Source organism: Phycisphaerae bacterium, from assembly GCA_019636475.1.
Lineage (GTDB): Bacteria > Planctomycetota > Phycisphaerae > UBA1845 > UTPLA1 > JADJRI01.
Map to the genome: position 1 here is coordinate 58,832 of JAHBXN010000007.1, position 21,965 is coordinate 80,796.

Annotated in this window: 15 protein-coding genes; 7 read left to right on the forward strand and 8 right to left on the reverse strand. The window is 58.1% G+C overall.

Going from position 1 to position 21,965, the window contains the following annotated elements; translation table 11 throughout:
• Positions 1-516: 516 nt before the first annotated feature.
• Positions 517-1,863, forward strand: coding sequence for a PLP-dependent transferase (locus KF841_12315; GenBank protein MBX3396138.1), 1,347 nt, complete (start codon positions 517-519; stop codon positions 1,861-1,863).
• Positions 1,864-1,908: 45 nt separating this feature from the next.
• On the opposite strand, the gene KF841_12320 is transcribed toward KF841_12315, so the two are convergent.
• Positions 1,909-2,733 (reverse strand): methyltransferase domain-containing protein, encoded by an 825-nt coding sequence (locus KF841_12320; protein ID MBX3396139.1) that lies wholly within the window; start codon positions 2,731-2,733, stop codon positions 1,909-1,911.
• A gap of 195 nt (positions 2,734-2,928) precedes the next feature.
• On the opposite strand from KF841_12320, the gene KF841_12325 reads away from it, so the two are divergent.
• The 3 genes from KF841_12325 to KF841_12335 are packed head-to-tail and all read left to right on the forward strand — an operon-like array spanning position 2,929 to position 5,212.
• Entirely contained in the window at positions 2,929-3,765 is an 837-nt protein-coding gene (locus KF841_12325) for an ATP-binding protein (protein MBX3396140.1), read from the forward strand.
• Positions 3,762-4,145, forward strand: a complete 384-nt coding sequence (locus KF841_12330) for a DUF971 domain-containing protein (protein MBX3396141.1) — start codon at positions 3,762-3,764, stop codon at positions 4,143-4,145. The genes KF841_12325 and KF841_12330 overlap by 4 nt, the downstream gene beginning before the upstream one ends.
• 2 nt (positions 4,146-4,147) lie before the next feature.
• The gene (locus KF841_12335; protein MBX3396142.1) at positions 4,148-5,212 is read left to right on the forward strand and encodes an NAD(P)H-hydrate dehydratase; all 1,065 of its coding nucleotides are present in this window, start codon (positions 4,148-4,150) and stop codon (positions 5,210-5,212) included.
• Between the two features lie 59 nt (positions 5,213-5,271).
• On the opposite strand, the gene rpsG is transcribed toward KF841_12335, so the two are convergent.
• The 5 genes from rpsG to rpoB form a co-directional block, all read right to left on the reverse strand.
• Positions 5,272-5,748, reverse strand: a complete 477-nt coding sequence (gene rpsG / locus KF841_12340; protein ID MBX3396143.1) for a 30S ribosomal protein S7 — start codon at positions 5,746-5,748, stop codon at positions 5,272-5,274.
• A 164-nt stretch (positions 5,749-5,912) separates the two neighbouring features.
• Positions 5,913-6,305 carry a 30S ribosomal protein S12 gene (gene rpsL / locus KF841_12345; protein ID MBX3396144.1) on the reverse strand — a complete coding sequence of 131 codons (393 nt, stop codon included), beginning with the start codon at positions 6,303-6,305 and terminating at the stop codon, positions 5,913-5,915.
• 182 nt (positions 6,306-6,487) lie between these two features.
• A complete protein-coding gene (rpoC, locus tag KF841_12350) occupies positions 6,488-10,975 on the reverse strand; it encodes a DNA-directed RNA polymerase subunit beta' (protein MBX3396145.1) in 4,488 nt (1,495 codons plus the stop codon).
• Between the two features lie 108 nt (positions 10,976-11,083).
• Positions 11,084-11,590 (reverse strand): hypothetical protein, encoded by a 507-nt coding sequence (locus KF841_12355; protein MBX3396146.1) that lies wholly within the window; start codon positions 11,588-11,590, stop codon positions 11,084-11,086.
• A 31-nt stretch (positions 11,591-11,621) separates the two neighbouring features.
• A complete protein-coding gene (gene rpoB / locus KF841_12360) occupies positions 11,622-16,088 on the reverse strand; it encodes a DNA-directed RNA polymerase subunit beta (protein ID MBX3396147.1) in 4,467 nt (1,488 codons plus the stop codon).
• A gap of 604 nt (positions 16,089-16,692) precedes the next feature.
• On the opposite strand from rpoB, the gene KF841_12365 reads away from it, so the two are divergent.
• Both KF841_12365 and KF841_12370 read left to right on the forward strand, forming a co-directional pair.
• Positions 16,693-17,874: a thrombospondin type 3 repeat-containing protein gene (locus KF841_12365; protein ID MBX3396148.1), complete on the forward strand. Its 1,182-nt coding sequence runs from the start codon at positions 16,693-16,695 to the stop codon at positions 17,872-17,874.
• Positions 17,875-18,538: 664 nt separating this feature from the next.
• Positions 18,539-20,074: a glycosyltransferase gene (locus tag KF841_12370; GenBank protein ID MBX3396149.1), complete on the forward strand. Its 1,536-nt coding sequence runs from the start codon at positions 18,539-18,541 to the stop codon at positions 20,072-20,074.
• A 184-nt stretch (positions 20,075-20,258) separates the two neighbouring features.
• Here KF841_12370 and KF841_12375 read toward each other — a convergent pair whose 3' ends face one another.
• Positions 20,259-20,399 carry a hypothetical protein gene (locus tag KF841_12375; protein ID MBX3396150.1) on the reverse strand — a complete coding sequence of 47 codons (141 nt, stop codon included), beginning with the start codon at positions 20,397-20,399 and terminating at the stop codon, positions 20,259-20,261.
• Between the two features lie 168 nt (positions 20,400-20,567).
• Positions 20,568-21,338, reverse strand: a complete 771-nt coding sequence (locus KF841_12380; GenBank protein ID MBX3396151.1) for a single-stranded DNA-binding protein — start codon at positions 21,336-21,338, stop codon at positions 20,568-20,570.
• 115 nt (positions 21,339-21,453) lie between these two features.
• On the opposite strand from KF841_12380, the gene KF841_12385 reads away from it, so the two are divergent.
• Positions 21,454-21,951 carry a DnaJ domain-containing protein gene (locus KF841_12385; GenBank protein MBX3396152.1) on the forward strand — a complete coding sequence of 166 codons (498 nt, stop codon included), beginning with the start codon at positions 21,454-21,456 and terminating at the stop codon, positions 21,949-21,951.
• Positions 21,952-21,965: the final 14 nt, after the last annotated feature.

The window sequence follows — 21,965 nt, forward strand, 5'->3', positions numbered from 1 at the left end:
CGCTCTGCACGCTGTGTTCGAATGAGAGACTCGGGCTCTCTGTATTTACACCCGCTTTCGCCATCGATTGAACTCCGTTTCATAGATCCGCCGATGTCAGAGCGGTCCACTGAACTGGCATGTCGCAAACTGAGTGCCATTCGTGTGATGAGATTTTCAACGGGCCGGCCCGGGGGTGAACCGAATCTCGATGCCAATTCACGAATCGACTTGGAGGAATGTGGAGGCACTGCGAACTCCATCCACTTATCGGGACCGATCGGATCACTATGGCTGCCCCGGCAGAACTCGCCGGATGGAGTCCATTCGTGTATTTCCTCGCAACCCTGCGCGACAACTCGCACTTGAGCGGCGAGCGCGCCTCGAAGCACCGACTTCTCACGAGCCCAGGGGGCATCGGCGGACGTTCAATCCTTGCCGATAACGATCGGCAATCGAATTGCAGTCGCAAGAGTGCGATGACTGCGTTGCCGCCGAGCGCCGGCACCCGAGGGAACCTGGAGGCACGAGGTGGAGATGGACCTGACGCACAATCGATCTGACGGAGGCAGTCCAGTGAAAAACAAACAGGATGAGAAGAGTCCCGAACGACGCGCGCACCTGCGGACCCGCATGATTCACGGTCACGACCGCTCTCGTCATTGGGAATACAGTCACCATGTCGTCCCCCCCATCACGAGCTCTGTGACGTTTCGGCTTGACTCAGTCGAGCGTGGCGCAAAAGGTTTCACCGATTTCACTCACGAAACGGACGCAGACGCGAACCCGGTACCGATTTTCATCTACGACCGCCTCGACGAACCGACACGAGGCATGCTCGAAGAGAATCTCGCGTCAGCAGAGGGGGGTGACACTGCGCTTTGTTTTGCATCGGGCATGGCAGCGATCAGCGGCATTGTGCATTGCCTGCTCCGCTCTGGCGATCACATTGTCACACACCACGTTCTCTACGGATGCACCTATTCGCTGTTTACGAATTGGCTACCGCAGTACGGCATGGATGTCACGTTTGTCGACATGACGGACCTGAACTCAGTACGCGCCGCGATTCGGCCGAATACGCGAATTATCTACTTTGAGACGCCGATCAATCCCGACATGACGATCATTGACATGACCGCCGTGCGGGACATCGTCGCCGAATGCAACCGTTCCCGAAGCGAATCTCAGAAAATCCGGTCCATCGTCGACAACACATTCGCCACGCCTCACTGTCAGCGGCCGATCGAATTCGGAATGGACATCGTGTGCCACTCACTGACCAAGGGCATCGGCGGATTCGGCACGGACGTTGGTGGCGTGGTCGTAGTTCCGAATGAACTGCATGGCCGGCTGCTTCTGTATCGAAAGGATTTCGGAGGCATCCTGTCGCCCAAGTCGGCATGGGCGACGCTGGTGTACGGGCTTCCGTCATTGGCGGCCCGAATGGTCAACTATCAGAAGACCGCTCATCACGTCGCCAGGTTTCTATCGGAACATCCTAAAGTTGAGCGCGTCTTGTATCCGGGGCTCGAGTCTTTCCCGCAATTCGCATTGGCGAAGCGTCAAATGCGCGACACCAAAGGCCGATTCTCACCGGGCAGCATGCTCTATTTTGTGCTCAAAGACGCGACACCGGAAGGCCGGCGCGGCGCGAGATTCGTCGACTATGTCGCGAGAAATGCGTATTCCATCTGCCTGGCTGTCAGCCTGGGCCAGATCAAGACCCTCATCGAATGCCCATTTCACATGACACATTCGGCATTACCGCCAACGGAAATGGCGAGGCACGGCGTTGTGCCGGGAGGAATTCGCCTAAGCTGCGGACTCGAGGATTGGGAAGACATCGTCGCGGACCTCGCTGAAGCACTGGATGCGATCTGATTTCATAATCGCGACCGATACGATCAGGCCGGCGCGCCGCGAACGTCAAACCGGCCTGAACGCGATCAATGATGCAACGAATCGCCTCGGAGCCGCGAGTCCCTCCGATTTGTGGATAATTTCCCATCCCGGGAAATACCTACACAACTCGCCGTTCTTCAGCAGGTGAAGATCACTTCGAGGCTTGCCGAACAGCCGGCGTTGCTCCTCCACGAACGTTTCGTAAACTACGATTCCACCGGGCCGCACACCTCTTGCAATCGACGCCATCAGCGGCCGGTGCAGAAAGTTAAAACAAACGATTGCGTCATAAGCAGCGTCTTCAATCGACAGATCACATTCGACATCTCCAACACACGCGGTGAGGCGCACGCCATTCCGATCGGCCAGATCGCGGCAACGCTCGAGCGCATCCGGTAGAATGTCCCATGCCTCGACCGACATGCCGTGGAGCGCCATACTCACGGCATCGCGTCCAGTCCCACAGGCGATATCCAGCGCGCGACGACCGACGAGTCCTCCCCACCTTGATTCGGCCACCTCCAGACCCCGAAGCAGCAGGCTGTGTGGCGACCAGAGCCGTCCCATCGAGCGTCCACACTCGATCGGTCCGGACAACAACCAGTGCCTGCCGGCACGCCAGACCACCTGATCACGTCCGCGCGCCCGCAGTCGGGAAACGGCCCACCGCGCGCGACGCGCATCGTCGTCGTAAATGCAGACCGGGGCATGTCGCGACGGCAGTTCGTGAATCCGCGCCGTTAGTTCCTCCAGTGCGATGTTCACCGCACCCGAGCGATGCCCCTTCTCGAATGCCGACGGTTGCCGCACATCCAGAATGGCGATCCTGAATTCCGGACTCTTATCCACTTAACAGACCTTTCCAGCGTCTCTATTTGCTTCGTCGCCAGGCCCGCCCCGCTTTCGCCGCTTTGCGCGAGGCGGTCAGTTCCACCGATCGCTGGCATTCGCCCAGCCGTTTCGTTCTAATGAATGAAGCGGTTCCAGTCGGCCTGGCATGGGTTTGGAACGCCTTGCCACGCTGCATTCTCGCCGGGAATGACTATGTCCCCCGCCGTTATCCATCTCAGCGGACCAGCCGGAAGCGGCAAGACAGCGATGGCCAAACTGCTCATCAATGCACTTCCGGCGGAGCGATTCTATCACGTCCGGTTCGACATACACCGTCATAACACGCCCCACATGCTACGGGTCGTCTCCGGTGACGACGGCCGTGAAAAAAACTTCCATTGCTATGTTCGACCCGATATCGTATTCGAATCGTTTTCGGAGCTTGTCCCCACGATTGCGGCCGACCCCCAGCGTGCCGTCATCATCGCCGAAACAGATGTTCATCCCTGCTTTCGACATGCTTATCCATACGACGTCAAAATTTTCATTTTCGGCCCCCCGCCCTCGATCGGAGAGCTATTCCGATCCGAGAACGAGACGGCCCACGCGATCGATCGGGCAATGCATGACACCGCGGAGTTTGCCGCTGAGTTGTTCGGGCTCGATCGCGTCGGTCCGCAGGATTCGGCATGGGTTCCGGCGCTTGATTCAATGGATCAGGAGTTGCATGCCGGGCGGCAGACGTTTGACGACTTTCTTCAATCGCCTGTCGGCGCGGAGATCGCCGCTCGACTCCGACTGCGGCCCGAGTTCCAGGGCATCGTCGACAGCGACGTTGTGTTTCTTAATTGCTCGATTCGCCCTATCATGGGCCGACTGATTGACTATGTTGAACGTATCGAATCGCTGCTCACGCCGCTTCGGAATCGACTCGAGCGGCAAATTTACTTCGCAGCGTGTGATCCGACTGATCTCTGCGATCCGAAATCCGAAGCGGGCATCCAGAGAATTGCCGAGGCGCTGATCGAAGCTCGAACGAGCCTTCAATGACCGAAAACGAACTCATCGATCTCGCACTCAATCAACCGCTTGCCGCGAGCCAATTCAAACCGGTCGACCTGCGGCTGGATCGTCGCGATGGATTGACAGTCGTTTGGGGTGACGGGCGGACCAGCACATATTCGCTTGTGTTTCTCCGAAAAGTCTGTCCTTGCGCCTCTTGTCGGACCGCGCGAGAGACTCCCGGACCGAAAGGCTCGCCGCTTTCATTGAACATCCTGCCGGCGGGAATCGAGAAGGCGACCGAGTTTCGCAATGCGGGCCTCGTGGGGAAATATGCCATTCAGATCGACTGGGCCGATGGGCACAACACCGGCATCTATGACTTTCGATATCTCCGGTTGATCGATCCGAACGAACCGCGCGAATAGCCATGGCGAAACAAACAAAGCGCCGGCAGGTCGTTCAATTCTCGCGGCAGCCCGCGCCAACGCGAATCGTTACCCTTCCAAGAATTCCACGGCGACCCCGGGATTCCCACAAAGGTGATTTTGGCCGAGTGCTGGTGATCGCCGGATCGCGGGAAATGATCGGCGCTCCGGCGTTGGTCGCTTTGGCGGCGCTCCGGAGCGGCGCCGGATTAGTAACGATCGGATGCCCCCGCAGCGTGCAGCCCGCCGTGGCCGCGCTCTGCCCTTGTGCAACGTCGCTGCCCCTGTCGGAGGATTCCAACGGATGCATCCGACCGGCGGACGCGATTGCGATTCTTGAAGAGAACGAATGGTTCGATGCCCGATCGGCGCCGTCCGTTGTCGCGGTCGGCCCGGGAATCGGACAATTGGGCGTGAATGCGGGCGATTTCGTCGAACTGATTCGGCGGTTTACGCGTACGCCGCTGTCAATTCCACTTGTCCTAGATGCCGACGGACTCAACGCGGTTTCCTCAGTTCACAATCCGGCCGGCGGAAACCTGACTTGGGCGATTGGCTCGAATGTCGTATTGACGCCGCATCCCGGCGAGATGGCTCGCATGTACGGCATCTCCTCGAAGGCCGTGCAATCGGACCGCGAGCGCGTCGCGCGCCAGGCAGCATTCGATATTTCCACTGCAAATGGCACAGCACAACTCGCGAGTGACGCTCATTCGGTTTCCGAGGCCAGCCCCATCGTTCTACTGAAAGGAGCCGGGACGATCGTCACTGACGGCCGGCGCGTATTCAAATGCAAGACCGGAAACCCCGGAATGGCAACGGGCGGCTCGGGTGACGTTCTCACCGGCGTCATTGCCGGACTCATCGCACAGGGGCTCGCAAGATTCGACGCAGCCGTACTTGCTGCACATCTTCACGGGCGCGCCGGAGACATCGCGGCTGCAAAGCTAGGTCAAATCTCCTTAATTGCAAGCGATCTGATCGACCACCTGCCGGGCGCATTCCGAGAACTCTCGCGCCACGTCACGAAACAGGAAGGCCGACGATCGTTAAATCGTCGGCCTTGAATCGCATCAAAACTTTTGGAGACGACGGCCGATTGAGCCCGCCACTCAGACGGGAGATATCACCAGGCAAAGTGGGCGAAGGCCTTATTCGCCTCAGCCATGCGGTGAACGTTATCCTTGGTCGTCACGGCCGCGCCGGAGTTATTGAAGGCATCAAGCAATTCGGCCGCGAGACGATCCTTCATGGGCCGTCCCTTCTTCCCGCGGGCGGCTTCGAGAATCCATCGAATCGCGAGGGCCTGGCTGCGCTTTGGATTCACCGACATCGGCACCTGATAGTTGCTTCCGCCAACTCGCTTGCTGCGAATCTGAACGCTGGGCCGTACATTGTTGATCGCCTTCTCGAAAACCTCGAGCGGCGGAACGTCCTTCACTTTCTTCGAGACGGCATCAATTGCTTCGTAAAATACCTTCTGAGCGACGGTCTTCTTGCCGCTCCACATCATGCAATTGATGAATTTACCGACAAGGACACTGTTGAATCTCGGATCCGGTCGAAGCTGATCCTCCGACCTCGTCCACTTCTTGAAACCCATGCTGAAACCTCAAACTTCTGGTTCGCCGCATCCATCGTCGCGACGATCTGCCGACGAATTCCCTCGCCGGACACCATACTCGGCCGGGCACTCGCCGACCGTCATGTCACATATTAATCACACCGACGTCGCGAGAATGGCCGCGCCAGATCGAATAGCCGGGGTTACTTCTTTCGCTTGGTGCCATACTTGCTGCGAGAGCGATTGCGCCGTGTGCCGAACTTCTCCTGCTCCTCAACGGCCGAACAGTCCAGAACACCACGAATGATGTGGTATCGGATACCGGGAAGGTCTCGAACTCGACCTCCGCGAATCAACACAATCGAGTGTTCCTGAAGGTTGTGGCCGATGCCGGGGATATACGCAGTCACTTCACGGCCGTTCGAGAGTCGGACACGAGCCACCTTTCGCAGCGCGGAGTTCGGCTTCTTCGGCGTCATCGTTTTGACGATGAGACACACACCGCGCTTCTGTGGACAAGCATCCAGATCGCGCGACTTGGACTTCGCAACTTCCGGTCGTCGTGGCCGGCGGCAGAGCTGATTGATCGTGGGCATTAAAACCTCTTCTACTTCACAACACTTTCAAACGCCGCTTCGCGGCGCGATGAATCACACTTTTTCTGGTGCGGCAATCAAGCCGGCACCCATCCAAACGCCGATTGCGTCCGATTCGGCGACGATGCGCTATGCTTCGGCGGTGCGAAGCCACGCATCTTATCTTGAATGACAGCCGCTCGTCAATGCGACGATTGCGAGGCCGCATCATCCTTCGGCTCGGACGGCGATTCGCTGATTCCGGGCACCGTTGGCGTGCTGAATGGTGCGCCGCTATCCAGCGCCATGGTGGCATTGGCCGTGACGCCGCCGCCGAACGCAGGCTTGCCTTCCACTTCTCCAGCCGTCGCACTCGGAGGCAACTCGCCGACCGCTTCGGAGATTCTCATCTCCGAAGTCTCCTCCTCAATCGGCTCTCCAAGATGCTGTAACTCCATATCCTGAAAAGGCTTGAACGCCGTTCCCGCAGGGATCAGATGGCCGAGAATCACGTTCTCCTTCAGGCCGTACAACCGATCCATCTGGCTGCTCAAAGCTGCCTCGGTCAGGACCTTGGTGGTCTCCTGGAAGCTGGCCGCAGAGATGAACGACTCGCTTTGCAACGCGGCCTTGGTGATACCCAGAAGCAGGGTCGACGCGCTTGCGGGCTTGGGCTTACGACCCTTGGCCGGGTCCTTGCCTGCGGCTTCAAGCTGCTCATTTGCCGCAACGTAGTCCTCCTTGGAGACGATCTGGCCTTCCTTGAATTGCGAATCGCCGGGGTCGGCAATTTTGTAGCTGCGGATTAGTGCCTGGTTTATCGACTGGAATCGGTGACGATCGACGACCTCACTCGGCAGCAACTCCGAGTCGCCCTGATTATCGACACGCACCTTGCGGAGCATCTGCGACAGAATCGTTTCGATGTGCTTGTCGTTGATACTAACGTTCTGCGAGCGATAAACCGCCTGCACTTCATTGATCAGATAGCCATGCAACGCTTCTTCGCCCTTGATCGCGAGAATATCGTGTGGAACGAGCGGGCCGTCGCACAACGGATCGCCCGCATCGACATGATCTCCCGCATGCACGAGGAGGTGCTTGTCCTGCGGCACGTGGTGGTCGCGCGGTTCGAGTTCCTTGCTGTCCGGATGCACGGTGATGGTCATCTTGCCTCGACGCTTGTCGCTGCGAATCTCCACCGTCCCGGAAATCTCAGACATCACCGCCGGTTCCTTCGGCTTGCGAGCTTCGAACAACTCCGTGACGCGGGGCAGACCGCCGGTGATGTCCTGCGTACCTGAAAGCTCTCGCGGTCGGCGTGCAAGCAGCCAGCCGGCCGTCACAACCTGACCCTCAGAGACTTCGATTCGAGCCTTTGACGGCAAGTAGTGATACTCAATGATCTTGCCTTGCTCGTCCTCGATGATGACCTGCGGGTTCTTGTCGCCGCGGTGCTCAACCACAACGAGCTTGCTGGTGCCTCGGGCTTCCGAGTCGGTTCGGACCGTCTCGCCCTCCACGACGTCCTGGAAGCGAATGACACCTGCCGCTTCCGCAAGAATCGGCGTCAGGTGAGGATCCCACACAGTGATGACGTCGCGCCGCTGAACCTGCTGCCCCTCGCGGACCAGCACGCGTCCACCGTAGGGAATCTTGTATCGCTCAAGCTCGCGGTCCTTCTCGTCGTTGATCGAGATTTCGCCATTTCGCTTGAGAACAACGAGACACTGCTCCTTCGACTCAGGATCCGTGAATTCCACGGCATTCAGATTGTGGAACTTCACAAAACCGGCATTCGAACACTTGATGTCGCTCTCGATGACCGCGCGGCTCGCAACACCGCCGGTATGGAACGTTCGCATCGTCAACTGGGTGCCCGGTTCACCAATCGACTGCGCGGCGATGATGCCGACGGCCATTCCCCGCTCCACCAGTTGACCAGTGGCCAGGTCCATACCGTAGCAGCGAGCACACACGCCGGTGCCCGCCTCGCACGTCAACGGACTGCGGACACGAATCGTCTCAAGGCCCAATCCTCCCTCGGAAGGCGGGCTTTCGATTCGTCGCGCGATCACGTCGGTGATAATGTCATTCTCTCGAACGACGATATCGTCGGTCACGGGATGGCGGATGGTGTCGCGTGCCACGCGGCCGATGATTGACTCAGCCAGCGAGATATCAACTTCCTCGCCCTTGTACTGCACGCCCTTGATCACACCCTTGATCGTGCCGCAATCGAGCCGACTAACGATCAGATTCTGTGCAACATCCGCCAGTTTTCGAGTCAAATAGCCGGAGTCGGCCGTCTTGAGCGCCGTATCCGCCAAACCCTTTCGTGCGCCGTGGGTCGAGCTGAAGTACTCAAGAACCGACAGACCCTCGCGGAAGTTCGCCTTAATCGGTGTCTCAATGATTTCGCCGCTGGGCTTGGCCATCAGAGCGCGCATGCCGGCCAACTGGCGAATCTGGTCGACGCTGCCGCGAGCACCCGAGTCTGACATGAGGTAAATCGGATTCAGATATCGCCGAGCGCCGGCATCTCCCGAGTGGGCATATCGGAAATCGTCGGTGCGATAGTCGTTCTTGAATTCGGCCATCATCGCCTCGGTCACTTCCTCGCGGACGTGAACCCAGATGTCGATCAGGGCGTTGTATCGCTCGAGGTCTGTGATCGCGCCTTGTTGGCACGCCTTGACGATCTTGTCCACCTTCTTCTGGGCGGCTTCGATGATCGCCTTCTTCTTTACCGGGATACGCATGTCCGCCAGACCGAACGACAAGCCGGCCAGCGTGCTGCGCTTAAATCCAAGCTCCTTAATGCGGTCGAGCAGGATGATCGTTTCAGGACGACCGAGCAGCTCGTAGCAGATCGCGATGACGCGGGCCGCGCCCTTGGAGCTCAGCGGGCAGTTGAAGAACGGCATCTTCGGGTGAAGGATGTCGTTGAATATCAGCCGGCCGACCGTCGTGACGATCACCTTGTTATCCGGCATCGGCTTCGACAGTTCCTTGAAGTGTTCCACGATGCGCTCGCGGTCGACGCGCACCTTGATTCGCTCGTGAATCCCGATCTTCTTCAAGTCGTAAGCGAGCATCGCTTCAACCGGATTGGCGAATGTGTGCTTCGGATCATCCGGCTTGTCGAAGTAATGGTGCTCACAGGTCAGGTAGAAGACGCCCATGACGATGTCCTGGCTCGGCGACATGATGGGTGAACCGCTTGCCGGACTGAAGATGTTATTGGTCGCGAGCATCAGCACATGCGCCTCGGCCTGTGCCTCGATCGACAACGGAAGGTGAACCGCCATCTGGTCACCGTCGAAGTCCGCATTGAAGCCGCGACACACCAGCGGGTGGATTCGGATCGCATTGCCTTCGACAAGTACCGGCTCGAATGCCTGAATACCCATGCGGTGCAGTGTCGGTGCGCGATTCAGCAGCACCGGATGCTGATGAATCACTTCCTCGAGAATGTCCCAGATTTCCTGATCGCGACGCTCGAGCATTTTCTTCGCCGACTTGATCGTGTCAGCGAGGCCGAGTTCTTTCAGGCGACGAATGATGAATGGCTGGTAAAGCTCCAGCGCGATGCGTTTCGGCAGACCGACCTGATGCAGCTTGAGTTCCGGACCGATTACGATCACGCTTCGCGCCGAGTAGTCCACGCGTTTGCCAAGCAGATTCTCACGGAAACGGCCCTGCTTGCCCTTGATCATGTCGGTCAAGGACTTCAACGGTCGATTCGAAGAGCCGAGCACTGGACGACGGCAGCGACCGTTGTCGAACAGCGCATCCACCGCCTGCTGAAGCATCCGCTTCTCGTTGCGAATGATGACTTCGGGCGCGTTCAGATCGATGAGCTTCTTCAGACGGTTGTTGCGATTGATAATGCGGCGATAGAGATCGTTCAAATCGCTCGTCGCGAAGTTGCCGCTTTCAAGCAGAACGAGCGGCCGCAGGTCCGGCGGAATGACCGGAATGACTTCCATGACCATCCAGGTCGGGTCGTTTGTGCTGGATCGAAGGTTCTCGCAGATCTTCAGGCGCTTCGAGAGGTCCTTGATCTTCTGCTTGCTATTGGTCTTCGTGATTGCATCGCGCAGCTCGACCGACAATTGCTTCAAGTCGATCTTCGACAGCAACTTCTTAACGGCCTCGGCACCGATGCTCGCTTCGAAGCTGTTGCCATGCTTCTCGACGGCCTGACGATATTCGTCCTCGGAGAGAATCTGCCGCTCCTTCAGAGGTGAATCACCCGGCTCGATGACGACATAGTCCTGGAAGTAGACCACCTTCTCGAGATCGCTGGTCTTCATGTCGAGCAGCGCGCCCAAACGCGACGGCATCGCCTTGAAGAACCAGATGTGGACGATCGGCGCGGCCAAGTTGATATGGCCCATGCGCTTGCGCCGAACGCGGCTGTGTGTCACCTTGACGCCGCAACGATCGCAGATCATGCCCTTGTGCTTCGTGCCCTTGTACTTGCCGCAGAAGCATTCCCAGTCGCGCTCGGGACCGAAGATGCGCTCACAGAACAGGCCGTCCTTTTCTGCGCGGTAGGTCCGGTAATTGATCGTTTCCGGCTTGCGAACTTCGCCGTACGACCACGAACGAATGTCGTTGGGCGACGCCAGCGAAATCTTGACCGCTGCGTAGTCATTAATCCGGTCGTATACGCTCTCTGCCATCGATAAACCATCCTTCTGTTCAACGAAGGGATATCTTTCGTCTGTCGTACAGGTCAGCTGATGCAAACTCACTCGCAGCCGGCCGACGCCGTCATTCCCATTTGAAACTTACGCGTTCGCCCGGCGTTCCGACACCGAAGCGCGGTGCGCCGGGTGATTCGTCAGACTCAGGCTCATCGGCACAAGACCGACCGCGCGCTTGAAGCCCAACTCTTCACAAAAATCCACTTCCGTTCCGTAGGCCGCGGCGTCAACACGTTCGCAACCCATTTTCGCGAGCGACTCGATCACGCGCATCGCCATTTCCTTGGCGATGTTGAACTGATCGTGCTCGATGCGGCCATCAACGTGCGTTACGGCGCCGGGGCCCTGGCACGACGGATCCAGCTTGCACTCCGTCAGATAACCACGAATGCCGTCCGCCAGGCCGCGTGCAATGCCGAGCAAACGCCCGCTCGACTTCTCGCGGGCCGTGACAAAGCAAACCGACTTATCCACCATTGTCGTCAGCTTGTCGATCGACTGCGGCAACATAGAACCCTGAGCACTGTAAAATGCCCGAAGGTCATCCACATCGATCTGCTTGACAGCTTCGAACTCAATATCACTCTGCACCGATCTGCTCCAACGCAATGGCCGACGACGATTAGATTAACTTGCCTTTCTCCAGCTGAATGTTGAGGCCCAGACCCCGTATTTCGTTGCAAAGTACGTCAAACGAAACAGGCGTGCCGGCCTCCAGCGTGTTTTCGCCCTTGACCATCGATTCATAGATCTTTGTGCGGCCTTCGACGTCGTCGGACTTCACCGTCAGCAACTCCTGCAGGACATGCGCGCAACCGTAGGCTTCAAGACCCCAGACTTCCATTTCGCCGAATCGCTGACCACCGGTCCGCGCCTTGCCACCTAACGGCTGTTGGGTGATGAGCGAATAGGGACCGGTCGCCCGTGCGTGAATCTTGTCGTCAACGAGATGGTGCAGTTTGAGCATGTAGATGCAACCGACCGTGACGGGCTGGTCGAACTGCTCACCTGTTCGCCCATCAACCAGACGCAGCTTTCCGCCATAGGGCATCCGGGTGAGGATCAGCCGGTCGAGCTCGGCGCGCCGCACCATCTCAATGTCACTGCTGAGTTCGCCGACCTTGCTGTTCGCCTCTTCGACCGCGGCATGAAGCTCGGCTTCGGTGCAGCCGTCAAAGACCGGCGTGACTGCCTGGAACCCGAGGATTCTCGCGGCCCAGCCAAGGTGGGTCTCAAGAATCTGGCCGACGTTCATGCGGGACGGAACGCCAAGCGGATTCAGCATGATGTCCAGCGGTGTCCCATCTTCGAGAAACGGCATGTCCTCGACCGGCAGGATCTTGGCGATGACACCCTTGTTTCCGTGGCGACCGGCCATCTTGTCGCCCACGGACAATCGCCGCTTGGTGGCGATATACACCTTCACCATTTCAAGCACGCCCGACGGAAGTTCATCGCCGCGCTTCAACTGAGCGATCTTGCGCTCGCGCTCATCGAGTTGCTCGACAATTCGCGGCCAATACCGTTCATAGATCGGCATGCATTCATCACGCAGGTTCGCGGGCTTGATCCATTTCGGATCGAACGCCCAGTTACCCGGCTCGCCGATCTGTTCCATGATGACATCGGGGATGTCGCTGCGACCGACGAATTGCTTGGTGTTCGGATCGACAACAGGCTGTCCGGCGACCCTTTCGATTTCCTGAACCATGCGCCGGAACAACGCGATGGCCCGGAGATTCATCTGATGCCTGTATTCCTTGATTCGCTTCTGCAATGCCTGCTTCTGGTCTTCAGACATGCCGGTCCGGCGACTGAAGCGCTTGGTATCGATCACGATGCCGGAAACGCCCGCCGGAACCTCAAGCGAGTCGTTCTTCACGTCCTCGCCGGCGCGGCCGAAGATCGCATGAAGCAGCTTTTCTTCGGGCGACAGTTCGCTCTTGCTCTTCGGTGAAACCTTGCCGACGAGAATGTCGCCCGTCTTCACTTCCGTACCGATTCGAACGACACCGTCCTCGTCGAGGTTGCGAAGCGCACGCTCCGAGACATTCGGAATGTCGCGGGTGAACTCCTCCTTGCCCAATTTCGTTTCGCGGACTTCGACGTCATATTCCTCGATGTGAATGCTCGTGAAAACGTCATCTTGAACGAGGCGCTCGGAAATCAGAATGGCGTCTTCGAAGTTGTAGCCGTCATAGGTCATGAAGCCGACGAGCAGGTTGCGGCCCAGCGCGAGTTCGCCGTTACGACAGGCCGGGCCATCGGCGATGATCTCACCCTTCTTCACTTTCTGACCGATCTTGACGAGCGGCTTCTGATTCAGACAGGTTCGTTCGTTCAGACCCTGAAACTTCCGAAGAACCAATTCTTCCGTATCATCGATCACGATTCGCTCGCCATCGACGTACGTCACCGTCCCGTCGCGATCCGATCGAATCACCATACCGCTGTTCTGAGCGACAATCCGCTCCATGCCCGTACCGACGACCGGAGGTTCGGTCACAAGGAGCGGAACAGCCTGCCGCTGCATGTTCGAACCCATGAGCGCGCGGTTGGCGTCGTCGTGCTCGAGGAATGGAATCAACGCGGCCGACACACCGACCGTCTGCTTCGGCGAAATATCGACGTACTCGATGTCCGTCGAGCCGACCATCGACAAATCACCACGAACGCGAGCGACAATGTGATCGCCAAGCACACGATGGGTCTTCGGATCAACGGCGTCGGGCGGTGCAAGAATCGACTTCATTTCCTCGTCCGCGCGAAGGTATTCCGTTTGACCGTTGACTTTGCCTCCCCTTTCGACGCGGCGATAAGGCGTGATGAGGAAGCCGTATTCGTCCACGGTCGAGTAGATCGATAGCGATGCGATCAGACCGATATTCGTGCCTTCTGGCGTCTCGATCGGACAAATTCGCCCATAGTGGGAAATGTGAACGTCGCGAACCTCAAAGCCCGCTCGCTTTCGATTCAAGCCGCCAGGACCGAGCGCGGACAATCGCCGTTCGTGTGTCAGCGTGCTGAGCGGGTTTGTCTGGTCGACTACCTGTGACAGCTCACCACGACCGAAGAAGTAGTCGATCGCGCCGGACACCGCTTTTGAGTTCACCAGTTCCGCGATCTTGCCGAGCTGGTCAGGATCCTTCATGCTCATGCGCTCCTGCACCGTGCGCCGGAGCTTCAGGAAACCCTTGCGAATCTCGTCGCAGGCCAGTTCGTCAATGGTTCGAAGACGTCGATTTCCGAGATGATCGATATCATCTTCGGCGACAATGACGCGCGTCTGCTTCCACGCATATTCATGCACATTTCCAGCGATCGACTCCGTATTATGCTTGTTCTTCAGCAGCACAGAGACTTCTTCGATCGAACCGAACGCCACGTGCTTGGCCGAGACTCCGAACAAATCCGACCATTCAGACTGGTTCGCCTTCTCCGCGGCAGCCGCCTGCTTCTTCGCGCCGGCTTCGTCAAAATTGTAAATCGCGCCGGGCCGCGGGTAGTAGTTCATGAATTCCAATTGGGCGGTTTCCGGCCGGCCGTCCTGGTACACTGCGAGATAACGGTCAATTCCCTCAATGATTCGCAACGCCCGCGTTCGAATTGTCGACACGACGAAGTCCTTCGCGGCGCGCGTCACGTCCTGATCGCGATCCATCTTCGTGCGGCCAAGCAGCGGACGCATCACGTTCAGGTCGAGCGTGGTCGGCGGAATCCACTCCGTCGGCACATCAACAATCCCCTGCAATTGCCTGCGAAGCTCCTTTACGGCTTCGATCGGCGAGAGTTTCTTGCGGCCTTCCTTCAGCGCGCCGAACTCGCCGAGCAGAGTTTCCTCCTTCGGATCCTTCACGGGCTCATTATTGACACGATACGCCTTCAGTTGCTCGGCCAGCTCCCGCGTCCAGCGAAGCACCGCCAGTTCAAAAGGCAACCGCTCGGGAACCGAGATCCCGACGCGATTCTGGCTTCTCAGATCCATCAGATAGCGCAGACACGCCACGAAATCGGACACGGTCAGCGTATTCAGTGCCGTGGGAATCGACAGGCCGAACTTGCGATTGATTCGAAACCGGCCGACCTTCCCGAGGCGATAGCGGTTCTCGTCGTAGAATTTCTCGTGAAACAGCTTCACCGCCTTGTCAAGCTGGGCCGGATTACCCGGACGCAAGCTCTTATAGATGCGCATCAACGCGTCTTCATGCGTACGGCTGGCATCCTCGGCAAGCGTATTCAGGATGAGGGGATCGAGCACGTTTTCGATCACTTCAAGCTGCTTGTGACTCGTGGCCTGAATTCTCTCGATCGCGTCGCCGATCTGGCACCCGGATTTGACCAAGGGTTCACCTTCGGTCCGATCTGCCTCATCCGCCCAGACATCCGAAACGACGTACATGTCGGGCTTCAGGTTTGCGGTGCGCACAGTCCGTGTTTCGTAGAACGTGCGGATGATCGCCTCATCCGAGCCATAGGCCGGATCCATTGCGCGCAGAAAGCACGTCGCGGGGATCTTGCTGGACTGATCAATACGAACAGCCAGCACGTCCTTGCGGGTGATGTTGATCTCTATCCAGCTGCCGCGCTCAGGAATAATTCGACATGCATGAAGCGGCCGGTCCGCTTCGAGCGTCTCCTTGATGAAGTCAACGCCGGGCGACCTGTGAAGCTGCGAGACGATGACGCGCTCGGCACCGTTGATGATGAACTCGCCGCCGCCGATCATAATCGGGATTTCACCGAGATAGACACGATCCTCGAAAATCTCATCCTTGTCCTTGCGCGTCAGCCTCAGCCGAACGCGCAGCGGCATGCCGAACGTCAGCCGCAACTGCCGGCACTCGTCCGGCGTATAGCGCGGCTTGCCCAGTGTGTAATCAAGATAGTCGAGACTGATATTCTCATCGTAACTTTGAATCGGGAACACTTCCCGCAACAGCCCCTCAAGTCCGCTCGCCGTCCGAGCGTTTGGGGCCGCTTCCTCCTGAAGGAAACGTCGATACGAACCGACCTGAATCTCGATCAGGTCGGGCGTCTGCATGGCATCGCCGAGCTTGCTGAAATTCCGAACGTGCGTTGGAACGATCATGCCGATCCCTCTGTCATTAACCAGTCCGCAATGGGCGGATCACTCCGCCGCGCGAACGCGATCCTCTTGTTGCTTTGCGTGGGGAGCCCGGTGAATCGGAATGAAACCTGGGCGAATTTCGCATTCGCCGCCTGTCCCGGGAACTCACCCGCTCGCTGCTTGCGCGCAGCTCCACGCCTCCGGTTCGTGCCGGAGTTACGTCACTTCACTGAGTGCTCTTCGCTGGTAAGGCAAATCTGCAAGGCACCCAAAATTCACTGCCAGGGTTGAATTTCTTCCACGGGACTTGCCCGAAGCGCCCGCCATCTATTAGGAAGCCGATTAGTCCCACCGGATCGACCTAGTTCCGCGCGCACGTCGGTAACCGGGAAATTTTAACCGGACCTTCCGAGAACGCCAGCCCTTATCAACAATTTTCCACAATATTTTCTCGGACCTGCTCCCAATTGCACTGCAATCGGGTTAGCCTCGGCGGGGACCCGACTGACCCAGCCACGGCCTGGTGACCGTCAAACCCAATTTTGTCCGTAATTGACAGGTAGAATGCGGTAGAATTGTCCGGATACGGCCCGCCTGGACATCCGACCCGGTCGGAGGGGAACTCATGCTCAAAATCAGCGCCTTTGCCTGCCTGCTCGCGATCGCGTGCGCCACAAGACTTCAGGCACAGATTCTCTATCAGACCGGATTCGAGTCCCCTCCTTTCACCGATGGCAACCTTGTAGCGCAGGACGGCTGGCTTTCCACAAACAACCCGCCAACCCCCGGCCTGGGGATTATTCAGTCCGCCGTCTCGGCAACAGGCGCCAGGTCACTCCGAATCGACGCCGCGCAAACCTTTAATTCCACGTGGTACTATCGCGAATTAAGTCACACGCCAGATGTCAACGCAGCCCCGATTCTCCAGATTCGCTGGTCCGCTTACTTTGACCGGGACGGCAATACACCCAGCGGACTCTGGGGAATCGATCTTCATGACAGCTCCCTACCGGTAAACAAGCGGATCACCGCAGCCGGGATAAACGCGGTTGGAACAGTCGTGGCGTGGAATGGGAATTCGCTTCAGGATTGTGGCGTGACGCTGCCTGACAATCAGTGGCATCACTTCAGGCTTGACATCAACTGGCGTCCCGAGGTGCTTAAGGCAAACCTCATCGTTAACAACCAGGTAGTGGCTGCCAATCTGAACCTAACGCCGACGCTGACGATGCCCGTCTCCGCCGCCGCGATCTGGAATCTGCACGCCGGCGGCGAGGACACCGCATATTTCGACGACTTCCGAATCGGCATGTTCGCTGACGCAGATGGGGACGGCTGCGGTGATTCCGATGACCTATGCCCATCAACGAATCCCGGAGACCCCATCGATGCTTTCGGCTGCTCAGCCCTCGACGACGATCAAGACGGCGTGACCAATCAATTGGACCTATGCCCCAACACTCCAATTTGCGTCACGTCGGTCGATGCAAATGGATGCCCTGATCTCGATTCCGACAATGACGGCGCACCGGACGGATGCGACAATTGCCCGGGATTGGTCAATCCGGATCAGCTCGATTCAGACGGCGACGGCATCGGCAATGCCTGCGATCCTTGTCCATTTCTCGCGTTCGGTGATCTCAACGCGGACTTTTCATTCAACGGTGCGGATATCCAGCGATTCGTCGAAATCCTGGCGGGCGGTCAGCCGACGGCCGAAGAAATATGCGCGGCCGACTTCAACGGGGATCTCGACGTTAGCATGGCGGACCTGCCCCTACTCGTGGAGTTGCTCCTCGAAATGTGATGCAAGGGAATTATGGCTCGGAACCTCTGTTGATCGGGACGAACAAACCACCCCGGCGCTCGAGGCGAAATCGGAACATTAGAATTTCCTCATCCCGGATTAAACAACTTTAACCTCCATTTCACGGCCAATTCAGTCATCTGAACCATACTTTTTTCGGTGTCAGGCGGAGAACCGCGCTTGCGCTGCAAGTTCGCGACGTGTCGCCCGCGCCCGACCGGGCAACGCGCCCCCGTAAAAAGGCGCGTTTGCGGACGCGCCGTTGGCCGGCGCTGGATTCAAAGACTGCGTGCATACAATCCGAAGACGCGGCAGGACCCACGTGGGCTCGTAATACCGAGCCTGACTGAACCACACCTGTCGATCGACCTCGGCCACGGCGCCGATTGAAATCGACGAATGCAAAGTGACCCCAGTGAATGATTGTGTGGAGCTCGGAGGGAAACCTCTGCATCGTCCGGAGCCGAAGTGGTTCAGAGGTGAGTCCAGAATGCACGCAACGCCACGATAACCATTGGTCGGCAAAACAAAATAAGACGCCGACTCACGAAAGATTGAAAGGTCTGTCTGATGCATTAACCCGAGGCGGGCGAGATCAGTTATCAGCCAAGCCTCGAATGCGTCGGACTACACGCGAGTTTAGAATTCGCAAGGAGACTGCAGAGTGTCAGTGCTCTCGACTACCACCGGTTTTTTCACGACCCTCTTCGACAAGCCTCGTCGAACGACCTACCAGTCCATTCCGGCCCTTGGCTGGACGGACTGGGCGGGCAAGTGCTCCATCGCCATCCTCGCGATTGCGATCATGACACTGTCATGGCACTTTGATTCCCTTCGCATGGCGGGTCGGATTCTCTGGTATTCGCCAACGGGCAAGGCGTTGATCCTCATCGGCGGTGCTTACGGCTCGCTCGCGACCGTCTGGACGTTCTGGCGACTTTGGCTCGCATTCAAGTACCGGCCGATGTCGATCGTCGATTCAGCACGACTCCCTCGAATTACCGTGCTCGTTCCCGCGTTCAATGAGGGCGCACTCGTTGGCAGCACGATCCGGCATCTAGCTGCGGCCGACTATCCTTCCGACCGGATCGAGATCATTGTCGTCAACGACGGAAGCGATGACGACACATGGCACCATATCGCGACGGCTGCCCGTGACGTCGGTGATCGCGTCACCGCCATTAACTGCACTGAGAACCGCGGCAAACGTTGGGCGCTCTGGGAGGGCATCCGCCGTGCGACCGGCGATATTTTCATCACCGTCGATAGCGACTCGATCATCGAAAGGGACGCGCTGAAATCAGTCGTCAGCCCGATGGTCCATGACGAGCGGATCGGCGGTGTTGCCGGAAATGTCCGCGTGCTCAATCGCGAGGACGGCATCATTCCTCGCATGCTCAGCGTGCGATATGTGATGACCTTCGACTATAAGCGCGCTGCACAGAGCATGATGGGCGGAGGCGCCGTCCTGTGCTGTGCCGGCGCGCTTGCGGCCTATCGCCGAAGCGCCGTCATGCCCGTGCTCGATCAATGGCTCAACCAGACATTTCGTGGTGGACCGGCTCGCGCCGGTGAAGACCACGCCATGACGAACTTCATCATCAAGCAGGGCTATAAGGTGGTATATCAGAGTTCCGCCCGCGTTTACACAAAGAGCCCCAGGACGTACGCCGCCCTGTGCAAGATGTTTCTCCGCTGGGCTCGCAGCAATACCCGGGAGTCGCTTCACACGCTGTCTTATGTCTTCAGCAACTTCCGATCGGAGAATAAGTCGGGAATTCGGTTTAATTATCTGATGGCAGCGGTCGGGCTGTTCCTGCCATACCCGTTCCTCTTCACCGGCCTGCTCCTGAGCCTGTTTCTCCCGACGATATTCGGCCTGAAGCTTCTGGCATCCTGTGTCACCGCTTCGACACTGACGCTCGCCTTCTTCGCCATCCGTGAACGCAGCACCGAGGCGATATACGCCTATGTGTATGCATTCTACTCCACCATCATGCTCTGCTGGATTCAGCCCTACGCTCTGCTGACCTGTGGAAAGAGCGTCTGGATGACGCGGGTGCTCAAGAAAGAAACGAATCGGCGAATGCACGTCGATCCGGCTCAGGCCCACTCGGGCAGTTTGCCCGAAAAGCGCCGGTTCCTGCTACCGGCGGCCGCGAACGACGATGCGATGCCCGAAATCGAACTCGTGGCATGATTCCCGAACGCGATTCGCGCGGGTTTGCAATGACAACCCCGAGGTGAGTCGCAGGGGGCTATGGCCGGCATTCGAATAAGTAAACCAGGACCAGCCGGGATTCGGCTGATCTGATCGCTTACCCGGGTCCGGGCCCGCGAAGACATTTCGCGGGTCTGGATTTTTTCAAACTGACAGGGCCCAATCACATCCCGCCGAAAATCGCGGCCACAATCGCCTCAAACAGAGGAACAACGACGACATCGAAAAGGACTCCAACAACGCTGCTCAGAATCAACCCCAGCACGTTGAAGAGCACATCAAGAAACTGTTGGTCCGGACTCATTTTCTAACTCCCATGCGAGGGTCAATTCTCACCCAAAACTTCAGCCATTGATTTACCGTCGCAAAAAGCCGATCGAACTCCAGCGGCCCCATCAGCCCGGCAATCGCGAGTCATATGCATGCACTAGATAATCTCTGATTGCTCATGAACACGCAAGCTTGCCGCACCTCAGCTTGGCTCCAGCCCCAAGGTCCGGAGCGCACCTTCCGCGGCCGCTGACCAGCCGCGATTGGCTGCCGGGCTCGCTGGACTCGGGTGCGGGATACGACCGATCCTCACGTCTGTCTCCGCCAGCGCCGACCGCGCTCGACTCTCGGCAAATGTTCCGACTCCGATCACCCATTGTGGCTGTAGCAATTCGACTGTCGCTTTCAGTGCCGCATCGCACACGGCGAACAGGGATTCCCGCTCGGCCGGCGAAAGTTTGTCCGGTGTCCGATTCCGACCTGTCGATTCCAAAAAACACAGCGGACAATAATTTGCAACGAAATAACGGCGGAAGAACTCGGCCGGCTGTTTGAATCGCTGGGCAGCCCAGCCCCACAATCGTGCACCCGATACTTCATTCCGAAGACACGAAAGGCCTTGGACCGGACGTTTCGGATGTTCGTTTCTCGGACGAACCAACTGGCCGTCCAGCCTTAGCCACTCACGAACCGAACGGACTTCGCCGAAAGGCACGCCGGTCTGCGCCATTCCCCATGGACCGGGGTTCATCCCAAGCAGTATCGCCTTCACGCCGCGGTTAGCGTACCGCAGAAGATACTGTTCGTGCAGGGCGCGGGCATAATCCAGCGGTCGATAGACATGCGTCACGGGTGACCCAAATTTCAACGAGCCGGTGCGCGCGGCAAGATTGCGGGAAATCGATATCAGTGACTCTCCGATGGACCTGGAGCCCGGTCCCGTCGTCTCCGCAAGCGCGAATTTGTTCGGCATGAAATGGCCTTTGTATCAGATTTGGCGAAATTGGCATCTGTGGGGCAAACCCGGATACAATCAGGAGATATACTGAGATGCTGACATAATCGCCGCTTCCTCCGGAACCACGCAAGTGAAACCTTCGGAATGTTATCGCGTACTCGGTCTGCCGCCGAATGCACCGCTCAGCGACGTGCGCCGCGCCTACAAAAGGCTGGTCTGGGAATTCCACCCCGACCGAGCGCAAGACCCGACGCGCGACACGAATCAGTTCAGCCGAATCACAGCGGCCTATCACACGCTTCGTTCCATCGCGCCGCGCCGAACGACCCGCTCAGTGAGCATCGACGAATGTCCATTGTGCGGGGATATCGAAACACTATATGCCCGACTCGAGGGGGGACGACAGTGCTCGGCCTGCCTGCTCGCCCAACGGCGCAAGAGATTGCCGATGCCGCCGATCAAGACCGTGAGGTGCTTCATTCCGATCGCGCTGCTGGCGGTCGCAACCCTGCTATTGATACAGTCCGCGCGATCTGGAAGCGAAACCACCAGCGCGCTCTGTCTCGCCAATATCTTCACTGCGCTTGCGTTTCTCACGCGAGATGTGCTTCGATCGGTGGTCTCATAGAGCGCCTGAAGAAA

Coding starts and splice junctions, on each gene's coding strand:
- KF841_12335 (MBX3396142.1), top strand. CDS start 4,148: ATGGCGAAACAAACAAAGCGCCGGCAGGTCGTTCAATTCTCGCGGCAG.
- KF841_12330 (MBX3396141.1), top strand. CDS start 3,762: ATGACCGAAAACGAACTCATCGATCTCGCACTCAATCAACCGCTTGCC.
- KF841_12315 (MBX3396138.1), top strand. CDS start 517: ATGGACCTGACGCACAATCGATCTGACGGAGGCAGTCCAGTGAAAAAC.
- KF841_12325 (MBX3396140.1), top strand. CDS start 2,929: ATGTCCCCCGCCGTTATCCATCTCAGCGGACCAGCCGGAAGCGGCAAG.
- KF841_12375 (MBX3396150.1), bottom strand. CDS start 20,399: ATGAGTCCGGACCAACAGTTTCTTGATGTGCTCTTCAACGTGCTGGGG.
- rpoC (MBX3396145.1), bottom strand. CDS start 10,975: ATGGCAGAGAGCGTATACGACCGGATTAATGACTACGCAGCGGTCAAG.
- KF841_12380 (MBX3396151.1), bottom strand. CDS start 21,338: ATGCCGAACAAATTCGCGCTTGCGGAGACGACGGGACCGGGCTCCAGG.
- KF841_12365 (MBX3396148.1), top strand. CDS start 16,693: ATGCTCAAAATCAGCGCCTTTGCCTGCCTGCTCGCGATCGCGTGCGCC.
- rpsL (MBX3396144.1), bottom strand. CDS start 6,305: ATGCCCACGATCAATCAGCTCTGCCGCCGGCCACGACGACCGGAAGTT.
- rpoB (MBX3396147.1), bottom strand. CDS start 16,088: ATGATCGTTCCAACGCACGTTCGGAATTTCAGCAAGCTCGGCGATGCC.
- rpsG (MBX3396143.1), bottom strand. CDS start 5,748: ATGGGTTTCAAGAAGTGGACGAGGTCGGAGGATCAGCTTCGACCGGAT.